At 70.8% G+C, this 19,793-nt stretch carries 11 protein-coding genes; 4 read left to right on the top strand and 7 right to left on the bottom strand.

What is annotated here, in order from left to right:
• Positions 1–111: 111 nt before the first annotated feature.
• The 3 genes from BHS09_RS22295 (at position 112) to BHS09_RS22305 (ending at position 5,075) form a co-directional block, all read left to right on the top strand.
• Positions 112–1,458 (top strand): trypsin-like peptidase domain-containing protein, encoded by a 1,347-nt coding sequence (locus BHS09_RS22295; protein WP_140793025.1) that lies wholly within the window; start codon positions 112–114, stop codon positions 1,456–1,458.
• Positions 1,459–1,526: 68 nt separating this feature from the next.
• The gene (locus BHS09_RS22300) at positions 1,527–3,731 is read left to right on the top strand and encodes a protein kinase domain-containing protein (RefSeq protein WP_140793027.1); all 2,205 of its coding nucleotides are present in this window, start codon (positions 1,527–1,529) and stop codon (positions 3,729–3,731) included.
• Positions 3,732–3,815: 84 nt separating this feature from the next.
• Positions 3,816–5,075 carry a saccharopine dehydrogenase family protein gene (locus BHS09_RS22305; RefSeq protein WP_140798891.1) on the top strand — a complete coding sequence of 420 codons (1,260 nt, stop codon included), beginning with the start codon at positions 3,816–3,818 and terminating at the stop codon, positions 5,073–5,075.
• A gap of 28 nt (positions 5,076–5,103) precedes the next feature.
• Here BHS09_RS22305 and BHS09_RS22310 read toward each other — a convergent pair whose 3' ends face one another.
• Positions 5,104–6,411: a GspE/PulE/PilB domain-containing protein gene (locus BHS09_RS22310; RefSeq protein ID WP_140798893.1), complete on the bottom strand. Its 1,308-nt coding sequence runs from the start codon at positions 6,409–6,411 to the stop codon at positions 5,104–5,106.
• Between the two features lie 65 nt (positions 6,412–6,476).
• Positions 6,477–6,863: a VOC family protein gene (locus tag BHS09_RS22315; RefSeq protein WP_140793033.1), complete on the bottom strand. Its 387-nt coding sequence runs from the start codon at positions 6,861–6,863 to the stop codon at positions 6,477–6,479.
• Between the two features lie 12 nt (positions 6,864–6,875).
• Between BHS09_RS22315 and BHS09_RS22320 the strand changes: the two genes are divergently transcribed.
• The gene (locus BHS09_RS22320; protein ID WP_140800739.1) at positions 6,876–8,264 is read left to right on the top strand and encodes a DUF4388 domain-containing protein; all 1,389 of its coding nucleotides are present in this window, start codon (positions 6,876–6,878) and stop codon (positions 8,262–8,264) included.
• An 8-nt stretch (positions 8,265–8,272) separates the two neighbouring features.
• Here the strand turns inward: BHS09_RS22320 and BHS09_RS22325 are convergent, their stop codons facing one another.
• From BHS09_RS22325 to BHS09_RS22345, 5 genes are all read right to left on the bottom strand, one after another.
• Positions 8,273–11,365, bottom strand: a complete 3,093-nt coding sequence (locus BHS09_RS22325) for an MYXO-CTERM sorting domain-containing protein (protein ID WP_140798895.1) — start codon at positions 11,363–11,365, stop codon at positions 8,273–8,275.
• 9 nt (positions 11,366–11,374) lie between these two features.
• Positions 11,375–14,971, bottom strand: a complete 3,597-nt coding sequence (locus tag BHS09_RS22330) for a flagellar motor protein (RefSeq protein WP_140798896.1) — start codon at positions 14,969–14,971, stop codon at positions 11,375–11,377.
• The gene (locus tag BHS09_RS22335) at positions 14,968–16,869 is read right to left on the bottom strand and encodes a hypothetical protein (RefSeq protein WP_140798898.1); all 1,902 of its coding nucleotides are present in this window, start codon (positions 16,867–16,869) and stop codon (positions 14,968–14,970) included. The genes BHS09_RS22330 and BHS09_RS22335 overlap by 4 nt, the downstream gene beginning before the upstream one ends.
• Before the next feature lie 36 nt (positions 16,870–16,905).
• A complete protein-coding gene (locus BHS09_RS22340; protein ID WP_237079763.1) occupies positions 16,906–18,567 on the bottom strand; it encodes a TolB family protein in 1,662 nt (553 codons plus the stop codon).
• A gap of 248 nt (positions 18,568–18,815) precedes the next feature.
• A complete protein-coding gene (locus tag BHS09_RS22345) occupies positions 18,816–19,778 on the bottom strand; it encodes a FecR domain-containing protein (protein ID WP_140798900.1) in 963 nt (320 codons plus the stop codon).
• Between the last annotated feature and the right edge of the window lie 15 nt (positions 19,779–19,793).

Here is a 19,793-nt window from a genome sequence, read left to right on the forward strand (position 1 = left end):
GTTTATGAAGAGCGAGACACCGCATCCAGGGGGCCCCGGGTAGGCTGCGGCCTTCCCGACAGTCAGAATGTCCTTCGCCCGACAATCCCTGGCGGTGCACGGAGGGTTGGAATGAAGCACGCAGTCATGAGGTGGAGCCTGCTGGTGGTGGCCCTGCTGACCTCGGGCACGGCGAGCGCGGACATGGCGCGGCGACGTGACGCCATCGTCGAGGTCGTGCAGAAGGTCTCCCCCGCCGTCGTCTACATCGGCACCGAGCAGGAGGTGGAGTCACGCTTCCGTGGACGCCGTTCTCCCCTGGAGGAGTTCTTCGGTGGCATGGGCGCGGAGCCGGAGCGCCAGAGAATCTCCGGCCTGGGCAGCGGCGCCATCATCGACCCCAGCGGCATCATCGTCACCAATGACCACGTCATCCGGGGTGCGTCCGCCATCCACGTCATCCTGGCGGATGGCCGCTCGTTCGACGCGGAGGTCATCGGCAGCGACGCGGCGAACGACCTGGCGGTGCTCAAGGTCAACGCCAAGGAGGCCCTGCCCATCGCGAAGCTGGGCACCAGCTCCGACCTGATGATTGGCGAGACGGTGGTCGCCATCGGCAGCCCATTTGGCCTCAGTAAAACCGTCACCGCGGGCGTCGTCTCCGCGGTGGGCCGCACCTTCCGCGCCGACAACCGCGTCTACAACGACTTCGTGCAGACGGACGCCGCCATCAACCCGGGCAACTCGGGCGGCCCGCTGCTCAACGTGGATGGGGAAATCATCGGCATCAACACCGCCATCTTCGGCGGCGGCGCGCAGGGTATCGGCTTCGCGATTCCGGCCGACAAGGTGCGCCGCATCGTCGATGAGCTGACCCGCTTCGGGAAGGTGCGCCCGGCGTGGGTGGGCATCGATACGGCCGACCTGCCTCCCCGCGTCGCCCGGCAGCTCGGGTGGGACCGGGCCTATGGCGCGCTGGTGACGGCGGTGGAGGCCGGTAGCCCGGCAGCCGAAGCCGGCGTGAAGCGAGGGGACGTGGTGGCGGAGCTGGGCGGCTCGCGCATCCAGGACGCCGAGGACTTCGACACCCGCGTGCGCGGCTACCCCGCCCGCTCCGCCTTCCCGGTGGTGCTCTTCCGCGAAGGCGGCCTGCGCACCGTCCAGGTGACGCCGGTGGAGTTCCCCGCTCGCATGGTCGAGGGGCTGGCATGGGAGCGGCTGGGACTCCGTGTGAAGGAGATTCGCGGCGGGCTGGCCGTGTCCGGCGTGCGCCAGGGCTCGGCGGCTGCGGACATCGGGCTGGAGCCCGGAGACATCATCCTCCGAGTGAACAACCAGCCCGTGACGACGAACGACGCCTTCCGGGAGGCCCTGCTCACCGCGCGACGGGGACGTAGCGTGCTGTTGCTCGTGCGGCGCGGGCGCTACGGCTACCACGTGACGCTGCCCTTCGAGCAGGAAGCAGGCTACCGGCTGTAGCTGTCGGGAAAAGGCGACGGGCTCCCCGTATTTCAGGACCCGCGTGACTCGCACTAACATGCGGTGTCATGAGTTCCGTCCGTTACCAATCCCTTGGTCCCCTGCTGGCCGGGGAAGGCTCACGTGCCTTCCTCGGACTCGCCCTGGAGGACGGCGCGTCTCCCCGTCCCGTGGTGCTCATCTGGGCACCGCAAGATGTCGTGCAGAACCCCGAGCTGAAGGCGACCCTGCGTCGCGAGACAGCTCGCGCGCTCGTCTTCGAGCATCCGCACATCCTCCGTGTCCACGCCCTGGCCGAGCAGGACGGCGGCCTGGCCCGCGTCACCGAGTTCGCCGACGGCGAGCCCCTGCGTCGCCTGCTGGAGGCCCACCCCCGCCTGCCGCCGCACTTCGCGGCGCTCGTCGTGGCGGATGCCGCCGTGGGTCTGCACTACGCGCACGTCGCCGGCAATGACGACGGCACGCCCTTCGTGCACGGTGACGTCCGGCCCGAGACGCTGATGATTTCCTTCGGTGGTCTGACGAAGGTGACGGGCTACGGCGCGCTCGGCGTGGCTCCGCGTGAGCGCGGTGGCAAGCGCGTGAAGAACCGGCGTTTGTACAGCGCGCCCGAGCAACTCCTCGGTGGACGCGATGCGGTCAACGTCCAGTCGGACGTGTTCCTCCTGGGACTCGTGCTGCACGAGTGCCTCTCCGGGAAGATTCCCTTCAAGGATGCTGCGGACCCGGACAAGGCCGTGCTCACGCGCTCGCTGCCGCCCATGGCGCAGGATGTGCCGCTGAAGCTGGACGCGGTGCTGCGCCGGGCGACGGCGAAGCGGGCCAAGGAGCGGTATCCGACGGCGCTCGCCTTCCGCGAGGCCGTGGTCGAGGCCGTCGGCTCGCTGCCCACGCATGCGGAGTTCTCGGAGTTCCTGTCGAAGTACTTCCCGCCCGAGAGCGAGGCTCGCGCGGCGCGGCGGCGGGTGATTGAAGCGGGCATCGCCGAGGTGATGCAGAAGGCCGGCATCGCTCCGCCCGCCGTGGCGGAGTTCCTCGCGCGCGGCGCCCTGCCCCCGGGATTGATGCCCGCGAAGTGGCCGGAGTTGCCGGGACAGTTGCATGCCTCGGGCGCGTCCGATGGTTCGGGTGCGCAGGCTGGAAGTGGCTCGGCGGCCGGTGGCAACACGCAGGCGGCATCGGCTGCGGGTAGCACGGGGCAGTCGGGCTCCGGTTCGGCGGGGGCCCAGACGCAGTCCGGTGCGGGTAGCCACGCGCAGAATGGCGCGGGTGCACAGACTCAGTCCGGTGCAGGTGGCCAGGCGCAGTCCGGCGCGGGCGCTCAGTCGCATTCAAGCGCACAGACTCAGTCCAATACTGGTGGCCCGTCTCAGGCTGGCGCAGGCGCACAGGCCCACTCCGGCGCGGGCACACAACATCAGTCCGGTGCAGGCACTCAGGCCCCTTCAGGCTCAGGCACACAGGCTCAGTCCGGCGCGGGCGCCCCTGCGCAGGCTGGTGCAGGCGCACAGGCCCACTCCGGCGCGGGCGCACAACCTCAGTCCGGCGAGGGTACTCAGACGCATCCCGGCGCCACGGGCACGGGGGCCTCAGCAGGAGCCGCTGTGCCCACCGGCACGATGGGCACGGGAGCACACGCGCCCTCCACGACGCCTCCCGCCGCGCAGAAGCAGTCGCGCACCTGGATGGCCTTCGTGGGCGTTGGTCTGGCGCTCACGGTAGGCGCGGGGGCCGTCGTGCTCAGCCGGCTGCCCTCCAACATCGAGTCCGAGCTCGAGGACGCGGGAAGCACCGACGCGCTGCCCGTCGACGCCGGCGTGACGCTGGATGCGGGCCCCGTGGACGCCGGCATTCCCATGGGCACGCTCGACGTCACCGTGGACCCGCGCGTGGAGGTCTCGATTCCTGGCCAGTACCTGGGCCGCACACCGGTCTCCGCGGCCGTGCCCGCGGGCCGTCACGTGCTGACGCTCAGCAACCCGGTGCTCGGCATCCAGACGACACGGGTCATCACCGTGCCAGCGGGTGGCCGTTCCTCGCAGCAGATCTTCCTCAACAAGGGCTTCGCGAACGTACGCGCCCCGGAGGGCGCCATCGTCACGGTGGATGGCCGGCTCATCGGTGCCGCGCCCATCGAGGAACTGGACCTGTACGAAGGCACGCACCAGCTCCTGGTCATCGTGAACAGCTCCCGGTGGCAGAAGACGTTCAAGGTGGAGCCGGGCCAGCGCGTCACCTTCGACGTCAACTTCGAGAAGCCCGAAGAGGAGTAACCGGGGTGGCAATCTCCGCGGCGTGAACACTCGTTTCACGCCGCGGTTGCGGTGCCTTCGGGGCGCGACCACACTCCCGCGCCCATGAACACCCCCGCCACGGAGTTCGACATCATCGTCTGGGGCGCCACCGGCTTCACCGGGCGCCTGGTCGCCGAATATCTCGCCAGGACCCAGGACAGCCACCGCGCGCGGTGGGCCCTGGCGGGGCGCGACCTCGGCAAGCTGGAGAAGGTCCGGCAGGGGCTGGCGGCGATTGCGCCCTCCTTCGCGGAGCTGCCGCTGCTCGTCGCGGACGCGCGCGACGCCGCGTCACTGGATGCCCTGGTCCCTCGCACCCGCGTGGTCTGCACCACGGTGGGCCCTTACGCACGTTACGGCAGCGAGCTCGTCGCCGCGTGTGTCCGGGCTGGCGTCAGCTACTGCGACCTGACGGGTGAAGTGCAGTGGATGCGGCGGATGATTGACGCCCACCACGAGCAGGCGCGTCAGAGCGGCGCACGCATCGTCCACACCTGTGGCTTCGACTCGATTCCGTCGGACCTGGGAGTGTTGATGATGCAGGAACACATGCGGGAGCGCCACGGCGGCCACCTGGACGCCCTTCGCCTCTACATGGGCCCCATGCGTGGTGGCGCCAGTGGCGGCACGGCGGCCAGCATGGTGCAGGCCCTGGAGGAAGCTTCGACGGACCGCTCGGTGCGGCGAATCATGGCCCACCCGCATGCGCTGGACCCCGTCCCAGGACGCTGGCCGCCCGAGTCCAAGGACGAGTTGGGCGTCCACTACAGCCAGGAGCTGGGCCAGTGGACCGGCCCGTTCTTCATGGCGACCGTGAACACGCGCGTCGTCCGGCGCAGCAACGCGCTGCTCGGCCACCCCTGGGGAGAGCGCTTCCGTTACACGGAGGTCGCCAGCTATGGCGCCGGGCCCAAGGGCCTGCTGCGCGCCACGGGCGTCACCGTGGGCCTGGGGGGTGTTGTCGCCGCGATGCAGGTGAAGCCCCTGCGCACGCTGCTGGAGAAGAAGGTCCTGCCCGCGCCGGGTGAAGGCCCGTCTCCGGAGGCCCGGGAGAAAGGCTTCTTCGTCGCGCAGCTTCGCGGCGAAGGCAACTCTCCCCACACCGGCAAGCAGGTGCGGCTGAAAGGCAAGGTCGCGGCGCAGGGAGACCCGGGCTACGCGGCCACGTCGCGGATGCTCGCCGAGTCCGCGCTGTGCCTCGCCTTCGACGACAATCCGACCACGGGCGGCGTGCTCACCCCGGCCTCCGCCATGGGCATGCGGCTGGTGGAGCGGCTGCGCCGCGCGGGCATGACGTTCCAGGTGGAGGAGCTGTCCACCTGAAGCCATTCCGCAACGAGCGCGCGACGTCCTACGCGCTCTTGCGGCGCCGCATCATCGCCTCGTACGAGCGGCCCACGCTCTGCGAGAGGATGAGCAACTCGCCCACGTCGGGCGGAGTGAGCTGGTCCGGGCCGTTGTCCACGTAGAGCAGGTGCACGACCTTGCCGCGCACCAGCAGCGGAAGGATGACGGCCGTCTTCGGGAACCCATCACCCAGCAGCTTGTAGAACACGCCCATGGCCGCATCGCGGCGGACGGGCCCGATGTAGTGCGAGCGCGTGTCCCGCACGAGCCGGAAGGTGCTCTGCTCCCGCAGCGGCACGCCGATGCGGCGCACCACCGCGTCGCGAACGCCCGTCCCCATGCCATGCCAGCCCGTCACGAGGCTGCCCTGCACCGACAGCAGCAGGTTCCGCTTCCACTTGCCCAGCGCGAAGCGCAGCACCGTGCGCGCCACGTCCTCGCGGTCCGAGCTGCGCGCCAGCTCCGCCTGCGCTTCCGCGAAGGTCAGCGGCGTCGGCGGCGGCTCCGGTGCGCGCGGCACCTGCACAGGGAGCGGCGTGCCGCCCAGCTCGGGCGCCGGAGGCGGCACAGGCGGCTGAACCATCTGCGGCGGCACGACGATGGCCTGAGGCGTCGGCGGAGCCACGGGCGCCTGCGGCCGGACCGTCGCGGGCGGAGGCACGGGCGCCACCGGCTCGGGCGCGGCCTCCAGCACCTCCACGCCGGTGATGATCTCCTCCTCGCCCATGTCCCCGTCGTAGTCGGCGCCACCGCGCAGGGCGGAGGCGTAGACGGACTGGAACTCCTCCTCGCTCATCAAATCTGGCGGCGTCTCCGCGGCCTTGGCCAGCTCGGCCTGCGAGCCCGCTGAGGGACGAGGCCGCACCGCGTTCATGTCAATGGCGCGCAGCGGCCGGAACGCCTTGCAATAGCGGCGCAGCAGCTGGTTCATCCGGAACTCGGGGATGACCACCGCCACCACGCGCTTGCCCGTCTTGAAGGCAATCCCGTCCAGCGTCGCGAAGTCGTGCGGGTTCACGACGGCGATGCTCAGCCGCGTCGCGTCCACCCGCATGGGCAGGTACTCCTTGTCGTCCGCGTGGTTCGAGGAGACCAGCTCCATCGCCTTGGGGTCCGGAACCATCTCCCCGGACGCGAACGCGCTGTTGTGGACCTTCCCCAGCGTCTTCGCCAGGTCCACCTCCGACAGCAGGCCCAGCTCCACCAGGTTCGTTCCCAGCCGCCCGCCATGCACCACCTGGGCCTCGAGCGCTTCTTCGAGTCCCTCGACGGTGACGAGACCATCCTTCAGGAGCTGTTCACCCAGGCGCATGGGGCCGCTTGTAGCCGTGCCCCGTCCCGCTCCGCAAGCACACCCGCACCCGTGGGACGGTGCGCCTAGTCCTCCGGGTGATGACTGAGCGCCACGCGGTTGCCTTCGGGGTCCCGGACGTACACCGACCACCGCGTCTCGTGTTCCAGCGGCACACCCGCGCGGGTGAAGGTGTCGACCACCTCCGCTCGAGCAGCCTTCGAGATCCGGAACGCCAGCAGCAGGAGGCCCGGCGCCTCATGGCGGAAGGGAGTGGAGACGAGCTCGCCGTCCGCCGCCTCGATGGCCAGGAAGCCGCCCCCAGGCACGCCCACCCAGATGCTCCGCAGGGAGCCGTCCGGGCGGAGATGACGGGTCAACTCCGGAAAGCCCAGCAGGTCTCTGTAGAAGCCGGTGACACACTCGATGTCCCGCGCCTGGATGGCCACGTGGTGGAAGCCCTGAACGTCCATGACGTGGATGCTATGGTCTGCGCGCCCATGGCGCGACTGCTCATCGTCGAAGACAACCACGAGTTGGCCTCCCTCATCGTCGCCCTGGCGCAAAGCCGGGGACACGACGCGAAGGCCGCGGCCACTGGCGAGGCCGCGCTGGAGTCCCTTGGCCCCGGACAACACTGGGACGCGGCCCTGGTGGACCTGCTGCTCCCGGACATCCGGGGCAGCGAGGTGCTGGCCGCGCTGCGTGCCCATGGCATCCCCGCCATCGCCGTCAGCGGTGTGTACAAAGGGGACCGTTTCGCCCAGGAGGCCGTGCAGGTCCACGGCGCCCGGACCTTCTTCGAGAAGCCGTTCGAGCTCATCACCGTCATGGAGGCCCTGGAGCAGGCCGGTGGCGTTGCACCTCAACCCCGCGCTCCCCCGCCCATCGCGGAGAGCGTGCTGCTGGACGAGCTGCTCGATGCCGAGGACCTCATCGTGCTGGAAGAGTTCCCCCCTGAGTCCGGCGACGCCGCCGAGCCCCTGCAGGTCGTCCCCAGTACGGACCCGTTGCCAGAGCCCGCGGACGCGGAGCACGCCCTCCCCCTGCCCTTCGGCAGGCGCGAGCAGGTCTGGAGCGAAAGCACCGCGCCTTCGACTCCGCCGCCGCCCAAGCGCGCGCTGCCCGAGTGGTCCCTGGGCGGCGTCCTGGGGGACGCCACCGTCGCGCGGCTGCTCAACGCCTATTACGAGGCCCGCCACCACGGCGAGCTGAAGCTTCAGCAGGGCCAGGTGCTCAAGGTCGTCTACTTCGAGTCTGGCCGCGTCGTGTACGCCGCGTCCAACCTCGCCGCCGAGCGCTTCGGCCGCTTCTGCATCCGCCAGGGAGTGCTGCCCGAGGCCCGGCTCGCCGAGGTCACCGCCTTCGCGAAGGAGCACGGCCTGCGCACCGGCGAGGCCCTGCTGCGCATGGGCCTGATGGATGCGGCCCAGCGAAAGCAGCTGCTGGTGGAGCAGGTGAAGGAAATCATCTGGTCCACCTTCACGTGGAAGGACGGCGGCTTCGGCTTCAGTGCCATGCGCCCCCGCCGCACGGACCTGGTGAAGCTGTCCGTCTTCCCCGGTGACCTGGTGCTGGAGGGCGTGGCGAAGACGGAGACGCTGGTGACGCTGCGTCAGCACATGTCGCGCTCGCGCCGGCTGTTCCCCACCGCCGATGCGCCCTACGGCCTGCACGAGCTGAAGCTCGAAGGGGCCCAGGCCCTGGTGCTGGCGTATGCGGACGGCAGCAAGACGGTGGAGGACCTGCTCGCCCTCACCGACCTGCCGGAGCGGCAGACGCTGGCCACGCTGCGGGGACTGGAGCTCCTCGGTGTACTGGAGGAGCGGCCCGACACGCCGAGCCGCCGTCACCGCATCAGCTTCGGGCTGTAACCGCCGCCCTACTTCCGGCGGCGCAGCACCCGCGCCAGCGCCGCCAGCCCGAAGACAGCAGCGCCCGAACCACCTCCCGAGCAGCCGCATCCCGACGTCGGAGGCGGCACCGAGGCATCCCCCGAAACGGGCACGCCGTTGAGGGTCATCTCCCCGCCCAGCCGCGGCGTGGACAGCAGCGGCGAGCGGCCCACGTACGTCAGCGTCCGCGTGCCCTGCGCGGGCAGCCGGATGTCCTCCACCCGGAAGCCACCGTCCATCGCCTGCGCCTCCACCGCGACGCCGTCCAGCTTCACGCTGCCGGGCACCCACTCCAACCCGTCCACGTTCTCCAGGTAGCGGAGGCCACCGACCTCGCATTCGGAGGTGTTGCGCAGTTCCACCACCACGCCCACCAGCCCCTTCTCCGACGCCGTGGGCGACTCCATCGCGTGACGCACGTCCACGAAGCGCTCGGAGGTGATTGGCAGCACGTAATCCGTGGTCGCGGTGTTGCTGCCGCCCGCGTCGGCGAGGACGCGCAGGGTGATGGCCTGGCCCACCAGCGCCTCCAGCCCTGTCTCTTGCGTGCTCACCGTGACGCTCGGGCCCGCCAGGGAGACCTCTGACAGCGCGGGCCCCGCCACCTGCGACCAGGAGATGGCCACATCGCCGCAGGCATTGGCCGGAATCGTCTGCGTCAGCGTGGCGCTCGCGCCTTCGCCACAGCGTGCCACCAGTGCCCCGGCTTCGAGTTCTCCCAGCCGCGCCGGCAGGGGCTGGTTGGGAATCTCCGCCTGGGCACGGCCACCCTCTCGCACCGGCCCCTCACTGTCATCGAAGAGCTCGCCGCGCACGCGGTAGGACTCGACGGTGCAGGACTGCGGGAGCGCGGGGCGCCACGTCCCGGGTACCGGCACCACCGCCGAGTCCAGTGCCTCGCCGCCCAGTGTCTCCAGGAACATCCGCGCCTTCAGCGTGCGCGCGTCCACGCAGTTCAGCGACGTGTCCAGGGCGATGTCCACGTGCCCTTCGCCCGACGGCACCACGCCCAGCTCCAGGCTGCCCGTGGCCACGTCCTCCAGGGAAGGTTCCACCCGAACGCGGAGCTCGGCGTCAGCGCTGTCCTGCGTGCCACCGCCGGTGACGGGAATCCGATTCCTGGCGGTGAGGGCCAGCGTCCCGTGCGCGCACTCCGCAGCCTCGACGCGCAGGCGCTCGCTCGACACCGGCGAGTCCAACGTGACGGCCGCTCCGCCTGCGGTCCTCAAGGTGACACCGTCGGGAATGCCCGAACCGGAAGCGCTCAGCCGCCACTCCGTGTCCACGGTCGGCAATCCGGGCGTCCCCTCGCAGGTGTGCAGCGCATCGGGGACCACATCCACGTTGGCCCCTGGACCCGACGTGAGCGTCCGCTCCCAGCCCGAGGCGAAGGGCACCAGCGGCCGGCCCCAGGGCGCGACGTCCACGGTGAAGATGGCGACGGCGCTGGACGTCAGGCCACCTTCGTCCACGCCACGGACCTCGTACGCGTAGCTGGCACCCGACGCCTGGCACAGCACCTCCGGCGGCGTGAAGGTCGCCTGGGCGCCGCCATCGGTGGAGAGCGGCGGTGCGCCCGACTGTCCCGAGACGGGAGACCAGACGTAGCGCACCGCCGGACAGGCTTCCATCGCCGGCTGCGCGGTGAACACCCGCGACGCGCCCGACGCGGTGGTCGACTCCCGTGAGGGCACCACCGTGGGGCGCGCGGGCCCTTGGGTGTTCACCACCCGGTAGGCCACCGTGGACTGCACATCGTGGGACGCGAGCCCGTCCGAGGCGTAGACCCGCAGGAGCCCCTCTTCGTCCCTGCAGACGGGCCGCTGCGGAACGAGCGTCACGTCGAGCTGGTCGGGGTGCTCGACGATGTTGACGCCAACCAGGTCGGAGCCCGGCGCTGACGATGCATCCACCGACACGCGCACCGCATCGAAGTCGGCGTCGGTGGCGGTGAACCGGGCCGTCGCCGTCCCCGTTTCGTTCACCACGATGGGCGAGGGCCCCACGTCCAGCACGGGGGCGTGGGCGTTGAAGTACGTCACGACGTTGAAGCCCGGCTGGTCCAGGATGAACAGGCAGAACGAGGAGCCGATGCACGACACCTCGAGCGGCGTCGCCTGCGAAGCGCCCGGAAGCGCCGAGCCCTCGAAGGCCGGGTGGAACCGCCACTGAGTCCCCGCGTTGTCCGCGCTGCTCGCGGGCACGGCCCCCAGCACCACTGGCTCCCCGTTGGTCCCCACGCCCACCGCGAGGCCGAAGCCCTCGCCATGGACGCTGCCGTTGCCCGTGTTCACGTCCACCGAGGTGATGCTGACGGGCATGCTGTCGGGCAACATCACGGTGGAGAAGGTCGTCCCGGCCGGGTCCAGCTGTCCACGGAACAGGCCGTCCGAATTGCCGAACAACGCGATGGGATACGGCCCGCTTCCGGCGAAGAGGTCCACCGTACGCGGGGACTGGCTGGTCAGCAGCGGCGGCACGACCATCTGCGCCTGACGCCTGTCCCGCGTGTACCAGAGGAACTCCGTCCGGGAGACGCCGGTGACACTGAAGAGCGCATGGGGCGCGCCATCCGATGTCTCCACCACGCCCAGCACGTCCGTGGAGGACAGGAGGCCCGCGTCGACGCTCAGCTGCGCCCAGGGGGTGGGGCCTGCGAGCCCCGCTGACGCCGTCAGCAGTGAGAGCCCACCGTCGGAGAGGCCCACCGAGGCATAGCCCGTACCGGACGGGGTGTGCTTCACCCGCCGGATGCCCACCACGGTGTTCACCGGGTCCGGGGGGATGATGTTGCCAGCCGCACGGCAGTTCTGGTGACTGATGATGTCACCAGGGCGCACGACGACGGCGAAGCAGCCCATCGGAGACAGGAACGTGCCGAAGACGTCGCTGTGCAGGAAGACAACGGACTGGATGCCGTTCTCGTACAGCTCCGTCTGCGTCGAGGTGCTCACCGAGTAGTCGCCCGGAGCGAAGACGTCCACCGTGCGGGCGATGCCCGGCACCTCCGTCACGTCCCATTCGGCGCGTGCCGCGGTGGCCACACCCAGGCAGAGGCTGATGATGACGAGGGGACGCACGGCTTGCTCCTAGTAGGCCACTTCGGCTCGCAGATAGAGCCGGTCCTGATTGTCCGACGAGTCGGGGGACAAACCCAAGCCGCTGAAGCCCAGGAGTGTGTACCCGGTGGCCAAGCGCAGCCGTTCATCGACCCGATAGGCGACTTCCGCACGGAGCGCGGTCAGCCGCTCGCCTTCGGGAGACGCCGTTCGCCGTGCCAGCTCGGCCCCCAGCTCCAGACCGCCCACGATTCGTACCGCGGGACGGATGGTGCCCGTCCACACCCAACGCCCCGAGTCCTCCGCCCGGGTGTGCCCCGCATGCAGACCCGCCGCCACGGAGAGCCGGTCGCCCAGGCGCACCGCCGGCAAGAGGGAGAGGGTCTGCAAGGCCCGGTCTCCAAAGGCGGACCGGACGCCGGGCAACAGCTCGCGGGTGATGCCGTAACGAGCAACCACCAGCCAGGGCCCCGGCCGCCACGCCACCGCGGCGTAGCCTTCCACCAGCCGCGTCTCCAGCACGTCCGCGTTGACGGTGCGCGCGAAGTCCACCCGCCCGGAGGCCGTCACGTCCTCCAGCAACTGCGCCTGCGCGGCCAGTGCCACCACCGCCTGCAGGCGGTCCACCGCGGTGGCCGCGCCTCGCTCCGACGTGCCCTCCTCCCGGCGAAGCTCCACACGCCCGTCCAGCCGCAAGCGCGCCAGGACGAGCTGCCCGAAGACACCGCCCGCCTCGCGCCGCAGCGGGCTGTCCACGTCCAACAGGCTGCGCACGCCGCGCTCGTAGCGCGCGCCCACGCTGAAACCGCCCGTCACCAGTTGCTGGAAGCCCACGGCGCGAGCCAGCCGCACGGCCGTCGCGTCGTGCGAGCCCACATCCTCCACGAAGAGCGCGGTGCCACTCTCGGGCAGCTCCGTGCGGGCGCCCGTCAGCGTCCGTCCCGCGCCGAAGTCAGGGCCGTCCACGTCGACGGAGTATCCGCCGTAGAACACGTCCTGGCCCCGCCGCGACTCGACGTTGGCCCACGCCCGGGGGCCCAGCTCCGGCCCCCAGCCTCCGAACACCCCTGCGCGCGTGGTCCGGTCCACCTCGACATCCACGCCCGCGGACGTGAAGGTGTCATCGAAGCGTCCGGGCCCTTCGCCATGCAGGGCCAGGGCCTGACGGTGCGCGGCGCGGAGCTGAAGCCGCTCGAACACCCGCAGCGAGCCCGCCACACCCGCGGAGGTGCGACCACCGAAGAGCGTGGGCCCCACGCCCGCCACCCGCGCCGCGTTCAACCGCGAGTCGCGAACCTCCGCGCGCACGCCCCAGCGCGACTCCTCCCAACCAACACCCGCGGCCAGGACGCGAGCGGAGAACGGGCTGTCCACGAAGGGTTCACGCGGGTCAGCCGAGCGCCGCTCGTCCGCCAGCAACGTCAACCGGAGCCGGCCCAACGGCTGACTCACACGGAGTGACGACTGCCGGAAGCGCGCCGCGTCGGTATGCGCGCCATCGGAGAAGCCCCGCCCGCGCAGGCGGAACGCCGCGTCCACGGAGCCCTCGCCGTGAAGCCCGGGGCCTGAGAGCTGGAGACTCACGGCCTCCGCGCCGCTGCCCATGTCCGGTCGGGGACGGATGAAGCTGAGGCCACCGTCATCCGAGACGCCGAAGAACGAAGCATCCACGGCGGTGCCACGGCTGGACGCGACTTCCGCCGCCATGCGGTAACCACCGAGCGCCGTGCTCGCGCGTCCCGTGTAGAGCGTGTACGGCCGTCCCTCCCGGCCCTCGCGTACCGCGCCCAGTCCCAGCCGCGAGCCGCGCCACTCGCCCCACACCTCACCGCCCGCCGTGTCGCCCGCGTCCGCGTTCCGCAGCGCGGCGTAGTCCACCACCAGCACCGGCTCGGGTGACTCCGTGGGCGCGCTGGTCCGCAGCCAGGCTTCGCCCGCGAGGAAGGAGAGCGGACGCGCCAGGAGGATGCGGCCGGCGAAGTAGTCGATGTCGTAGTCGATGCCGCGAATGAGGTGCCGCTCGCCCAGCGGCAGACCGGTGACGCCATCCCGCAGCTCCACGCGCACCAACTCGGAGCCCTCCGCCACCGATGCCGCGCCCAGGTAGTAAAGGCTTCCGCCCGTGGCGCGCAGTTCCTCGTGCGCGGGCACCGCGGACACCTGCCGCACCGGGTCCGTCAGGCTCCCGCCAAACGCCTTCACGCCCACGCGCGCCGCCTCCTCGCCGGCATGAACCTCCGCGTAGGGGCCGAAGAGCGGACGGTGATAACGGCCCACCTCACGGTCGTGAAGCTGCGCGCGATAGGTGCCCAGGCCCGCGCGGCCGTGCTCCGCGTGGCGCGCCTCAAACCGAAGACGTGCCTCCGAGGCATTGGGCGTCAGTGACACCGAGTCGTCGCCCCACTCCGCGGGCGCGAGGTCCGGGTCGGCGGCGCGGTCGAAGCGCTCCGGCATGCGCGGGCGGAGCCAGTCCGGCAGGCTGGCACCGTTCAGCGTGCGGCCATCCGTGTCGCGCAGGTCCAGCTCGCCCACCAGGTCCACCGCGCCCAGCCGGAGCTCCGCGTGAGCAGAGCCTCGTCCCCGCAGCTGCACGTCGCCATTTCGCGGCGCATAGGTGGCCTCCAGGTCCAGCAGGCCCACGGCGAAGGGGCGTACCGCGGCGGCAATCTCCAGCGTCTCGTCACGAGGCGGAGCATCCGGCAGCGACAACCGCACGGGCACCTGGTTGCGCCCCGGGGACAGCACCACCAGGACATCCACACGGCCTTCGGGCCCCACCACGACTTCGCCCTCGGGCGTGCGGACGCGCGTACCCACGGGCGCCTCGACCTGCACGCGGGAGGCGCCACTGGCCGCGGGCGCGTCACGGCCCGCGGGCATCTGGAGCGTGGCGAGGGGCAGCATCGGTCTGGGGGCCACCAGCCAGCCGCCGTCACGCGGCACCACGTCCACGCGCTGGCGGTACAGGCGCACCGTGCCCTGGGCCCCCGTGGCGGTGATGGAGAGTTGGTTCTCTCCCGCGACGAGCGGCACCTGCGCCTGCCATGCGCCCTTCGCATCCACCTGGGCCGCCACACCCGACACGGTGACGGCGTCGCCCGCGGAGGCCTGTCCTGCGACACGGAAGCGCACGACGCCCTGCCCTGGCGCGACTTCCGCCATGGGCGGTGCCTCGGTAAAGGAGAGCCGCACGGGCGCGGCTTCCACCGGGATGCTGCGCACGGCGAAGTCCTGGAGGACGACGGCGCCCCAGGGAACCTCGACCGTCGCCGCCTCCGGGCTGACCCGGCTGGAGACCGGCAACGAGCGCGTATCCACCTTCAACCGCTGACGCCCTGGCCGCAAGTGCAGCCCACCCACCGCATCCGGCACGCGGGCATCGACGCCGGTGATGTGGAAGCGGCCCCGCGCGTCCGTGCGGACATCGCGGCCGGTGGTGAGCACCAACCGCACGTCTGGCAGGCCCGGCTCCTCTGCGCCGCACAGCCCATCGCCGTCCACGTCCTGGCACACCCGGCCCGCGATGGTGGAGGCCTGCGACGGTGTGTCCTGCGACAGCGCCTGCGCCCAGGTGCTCAGCGGCACCAGCATCGCGGCGGCGAACAGGCAGGCCAACATGCGCATCATGGGCGCACCTCGGCCAACGCCGTGACGCCCGTGGCGACATCCGCGACGGAGACACTCACCGGTCCCAGCGCTCGCACGGTGAAGGATGTGCGCCCCTCTTCCACCCGCTCTTCGGCTCGCTCACCACCTGTCAGCGAGACGAACACCTCGCGCCCGGTCAGCACCTTCCCGTTCGCGTCCTCCACCCAGTACGTCACCCGAGTCCCGCTCACCGTGAGCCGCACGTTCACTGGAATCTCAGGTGCCAGTCGCACGCGCTGGGACGCGGCGGACGACACCAGCGGGCGCTCCAACGGAAACACAGGCCCCTCCGAGCCCAACACGTGAACCGTCCGCGTCAGGCCCGTCCACACGCCGTGCGAAATCTCCAGCGTCCCCGGGCGCGCGGGCCCCAAGCGCACCGCGCCGTCCGTGCCCGTCGTCACCTCGCGGCCATCCACACGCAGCGGCTGTCCCGGCACCGGCAGACCCGCCAGGTCGGACACGCCCGCGTACAGCTCGCCCTCGGCCCGCCACACAGTGATGCGCGCCGGCTCATTGCCCGAAGGCCCCCACGCGCGGGCACGCAGGTCCACGTCCGTCGCTTCACCCGTGGCCGGCGGCGCCCAGGCGCTGACAAAGGTCCCCGGCCGCGGCTCCTCCACCGGAGCGAAGGTCCCCACCGGTGCGCTCAGCTCCACCGTCGCACCCGGCCGGGGACGGTCGAAGGCATCCCGCGCCGTCACTTCCACACGCGTGCGAGCCCCGTGGTGAACCAGCGCTTCACCCAGTTCGAGGCGGGTCGTCGCGACGGGCCCCTGCACCAACTCCAGCGCCGGAGACTCGCGCGAGCCAGGTCCTCGCTGGGGCCACGCGACTTCGATGTGCTCGTCGCTCACCAACTTCCGCGGCGCGGTGTAGCGCCACTCCAGCAATCCTCCCGGCGCGCGCGCGGGGCCGCGCAAGGTGCCGTGGCGGACCTGCGTCGTGACGCGTGCATCGTCCACGGGCTGGCCCATGGCATCACTCGTCGCGCAGACCAGCCGGGCCTGGGACACGCCGTCCGCGGGGAGGCGCTGCGGCTGAAGCACACAGGCCAGGCCATCGGTGGGCGGCAACCGCAAGTCAATGGGCATCCGTCGCACGTTGCCCACCTTGTCCACCACCCGCCCCTGCCCGATGCGATGTCCGGGCGGCACGATGATGGGCACCCGGAAGCGGCCGTCATGCCCGGCCACCGCCGGACCGAACGTCTGGCCCGCGATGTCGATGGCAATCTCGGCGTCGGGCTCCGTCGTTCCCGGAAGATTCACGGACGCGGCCAGCGGAACGAGCACGCGCCCGTAGGCCCCATGCACCGACTGCGGACTGGGCCACGCGGAGAAGGCCACCAGGATGGCCACTTCGGGGTAACGCGTGTCCGGCAGGACGTAGCGCGCGCGATACGTGCCCGGCCCCGTCCGCTCCAGCCCTTCCACACGGCCCACGCTGACCCGCACCACGGGGGGCGCGCCGCTGTCATCCGGAGTGCCATCCGGCCGGACCAACCGGACGGTGAGCTGCGCTTCCGTGTCCTTGCCCTTCACGGGCGCGGGAGGCTCCAGCGCCAACCGCACCTCGGCGGCCGGTGGCCCCAGCACGTAACGCGCTTGGGCCGCCAGTCCATCCACGCTCGCGCGGACCACGACGTCACGCGCGCCCGGACGCGGCGTCACCATGAACGTGCGCAGCGGCGGCTCCGCGGTGTCCTCGCGCAGCTCCGCGCCGTCTGCCTGCACCGAAGGCTTCCCCATCGGAACCGGACGGCCCGCCGAATCCTTGCGCACGAGTGCCACGGGGAATCCATCCGGCGCCACGGCGGACGAAGGCCCGAGAATCTCGAGCGTGTCCGCCCAGGCCGGGGCACACAGCAGCAACAATCCGAAGAGGAGAAACCGGTTCAGGGCCGAGCCAGTCTACAGGGCGCGGTGGCTGTGCCGAAGCCCCTTCCGTATCCGCGCGCTCGGACGCAGCCAGCACGCCAACAACAGGATCACCCCGGAAAGCGTCAACGGCCCGCCGCCCGTGCTACAGCCCCGAAGCCCTGTGTCACGCACTGGCCCCTCGGGCACGAAGGTCACCGGCGACACCGTCGAGGACGAAGATGACACCGGCTTCAACGCATGCCCCGGAATGACGCGGGCCCCCGTGGATGTGTCCGCCACGGGCTGACACACGGAGGGGGGACCGTAGACGCGAAGCCGGAAGGCACTGCCGGGCTTGCCAGAGATGAGCGCCGCCAGCGAGTTGTGCCCATCCAGCGGCGCGCGCGTGGCCACCAGCGGCACCCCCTGCTTGAAGCGGGACGGGTCCACCAGCTCGCGGCCGTTGATCCACACCCAGCCCGCGGTGGTGTCCTCGCCGTTGTAGCCGTTGTCCACGCACAACACGCCCTCACCCGTGCCAGCGAACCCGAGCGCCACACCGTTGGGCTGGCCACTGGTGCGCGCCACCTCCAGTGCCGCCAGCAGCGGCCAGGTACCGGGCCGCGCGCAGACCTCCGCCGGGGATGGCGTGTCCACCGCCGCGAGCTTGCAGCCAGGCTTGTCATCCAACTTGAAGGTGAAGGCATGGACGTTGAAGTCGCCGTTCTCCGAGACGGTCCACACCACGCGCACCGAGCCATCCGCGTCCACGCTCAGGTCAGTGAGGCTCTCGTTCTCCGGTGTCTCGGTGATGGCGTAGAGCGTCTCGGTGCTCAAGTCGTAGAGCACGATGTCGAAGTCGTTCTTCACCGGGTCCCTGCGCTCGAAGGCAATCAGCGAACCGCTGATGCTGGGATTCGCGTCCATGCCCGGCAGCGCCAGCCGCTGCTCCGTGCCGCCATTGAGTGGCTTCCAGTAGATGTCCCGGTCCGTCACGCCATCGAGGGTCCGCGTGCTGGCGTAGACGGCGATGTCCCCGTTGGTGTCCGGCTGCGACTCCTCGCCCTCGCTTCCCGTCAGCGCTTGCGAGCTGAAGCCGTTGGCACTCCGCCGCGCCTGCCAGATGTCGCAACGCAGGCCCTGCTCATCGCACTTGGCCCAGACCACTGTTGAGCCATCCGGCGACACCGCGGGCATGCGGTCCTGGAACGTGTCATCCGTGAGCCGGGTGAGCGAGCCCTGGTCCAGGTCATACACAGCGATCTCCGGCTGCGACGTCACGCCGGTGTAGCCGAAGTCCTGCCACGCCACCGTGCGGCCGCCAATCACCGCGGAGCGCCGGCTGCTGCCCGCCTCCGGTGCCAGCTCACGAGGCGCCGCGTCCACGCCCACGTCGAACGTGTAGATGGCGCTCGAAGTACTCACGCGCGTGAAGACGATGGTGCCGTCCGAGATGTCCGACACGAAGTCGAACGCGCCCCCATTGGGGATGGCCGCGTCCACGGAGGTCCGCAGGTCGTGGTAGCGAATCTCGCTCGTGCCGCGGGACTCGTTCGTATAGGCGACCAGCGGTCCGCTGACGTGCGGGTCCGTCTGGTCACCCGGGCCGCCGGCCACCACGTGCAGGGTGCCCGTCAGGGTGCGGAGCTCCGGTGTGGAGGCGAAGGCGAGCGGGGAAAACAGGCAGCAACTCAGGGCCAGTGTCCGCAGCATCGGATAGGACCTCCCGGGGGTTCCGAAATGAAGACCCATGCCCCGCCCAAGGCGCAGTGGGCCCGGAACCCGTCCGGTGCTGACTTCCCACGGCGGTCACGGCCGGCCGTACTTCAGGCCCCGCGGCTTTGCGCACCTGGGCTTTCGCCCGGGATTGCCCTTGAACAGGAATGACTCCTCCCGGAAGTGTAGGGAGGCCCCTCGCTGTGGGTCAAGGCGAACACCCGCTCGCACCCACGGCTGCTGGGTCAGTCGTCGCCCGCCTGATTCCAGATGTTCTCGGTATCCGTCTTGAGCGGCGGCGGCGTGGTGTCAACGACGACGTCCTTGCTGTCCTTCTGTCGCATCCGCCCCACGCCATAGGCCTGGACATCGACGGTGTTGCGGCCTTCGCGAAGAACCACCTTTCGCTGGAAGTTTCCCTCCGCATCGGACTTGACGCTGACGCCATCCACCTCCACGCGGCTGCCCGGTGACGTCTGCCCGCGCACGACAAGCTCACGCTCGCGGCGGGTGCGCTCGCTGGGCCAGTCCACCTTGAGCAGGAGACTGGTGGGGATGGGCGACGGTTCCGACGGCGCCTGCCCCGGGCGGACGACGGCCTGCTGTCCCGCGCGGACGATGACGACCTTGCCCTGACCGAGCAGCGTCACCTCACCATCCCGCGTACCCACCGCCACGGTGCCGTCGCCGTTGTTGCTCATGGTGAAGGCACCGGCCTGCTGCAACGTGGCCTTGGCGTCCGCGTTCGCCGCCTTCACCTCGAAGGTGTGACGCTGCCCCGGCCGCACGACGGCGGTGGCCATACCGCGCGACAGGAGGATGCGGGAAAGCGACTCGGTCAGCTCGTCCACGGAAATCTCCGTGCCCGGGTCCATGTGCACTTCCACCGCCTCGCCGCCAATCAGCATGGCGTACGAACCGTCATCGGTGCGCACGCGCTCATCCCGGCGCAGCGCCATGCCCACCGTGGCCTCGCGCCATGAGCCGTCCGTGTTCTGCACCTCCACCTTGCCGGACACCTGCGTGAGCTCCAGCACCAGCGGCTTCTGCACCACGGGCGCCTCGACGACGGGCGGCGCGGCGGGAGGAGGCGGCGGCGGAGGTGGCGGGCGCAGGAAGACGAACCACCCCACTGGCAACGCCGCGAGAATCAGCACGAGGCCAATGAAGAAAGGCGCCTGACGGCGCGATGGGCGGGAATCAGCCATGGGCAGCCTCGTTAG

The sequence above is a fragment of the Myxococcus xanthus genome, from assembly GCF_006402735.1.
Classification (GTDB): Bacteria; Myxococcota; Myxococcia; order Myxococcales; family Myxococcaceae; genus Myxococcus; species Myxococcus xanthus_A.

Excerpts from the sequence above, each read along its gene's own strand:
- BHS09_RS22320 (WP_140800739.1), top strand. The coding sequence starts at position 6,876 with ATGGTCTGCGCGCCCATGGCGCGACTGCTCATCGTCGAAGACAACCAC.
- BHS09_RS22295 (WP_140793025.1), top strand. The coding sequence starts at position 112 with ATGAAGCACGCAGTCATGAGGTGGAGCCTGCTGGTGGTGGCCCTGCTG.
- BHS09_RS22330 (WP_140798896.1), bottom strand. The coding sequence starts at position 14,971 with ATGATGCGCATGTTGGCCTGCCTGTTCGCCGCCGCGATGCTGGTGCCG.
- BHS09_RS22300 (WP_140793027.1), top strand. The coding sequence starts at position 1,527 with ATGAGTTCCGTCCGTTACCAATCCCTTGGTCCCCTGCTGGCCGGGGAA.
- BHS09_RS22310 (WP_140798893.1), bottom strand. The coding sequence starts at position 6,411 with ATGCGCCTGGGTGAACAGCTCCTGAAGGATGGTCTCGTCACCGTCGAG.
- BHS09_RS22305 (WP_140798891.1), top strand. The coding sequence starts at position 3,816 with ATGAACACCCCCGCCACGGAGTTCGACATCATCGTCTGGGGCGCCACC.
- BHS09_RS22345 (WP_140798900.1), bottom strand. The coding sequence starts at position 19,778 with ATGGCTGATTCCCGCCCATCGCGCCGTCAGGCGCCTTTCTTCATTGGC.
- BHS09_RS22315 (WP_140793033.1), bottom strand. The coding sequence starts at position 6,863 with ATGGACGTTCAGGGCTTCCACCACGTGGCCATCCAGGCGCGGGACATC.
- BHS09_RS22340 (WP_237079763.1), bottom strand. The coding sequence starts at position 18,567 with ATGCTGCGGACACTGGCCCTGAGTTGCTGCCTGTTTTCCCCGCTCGCC.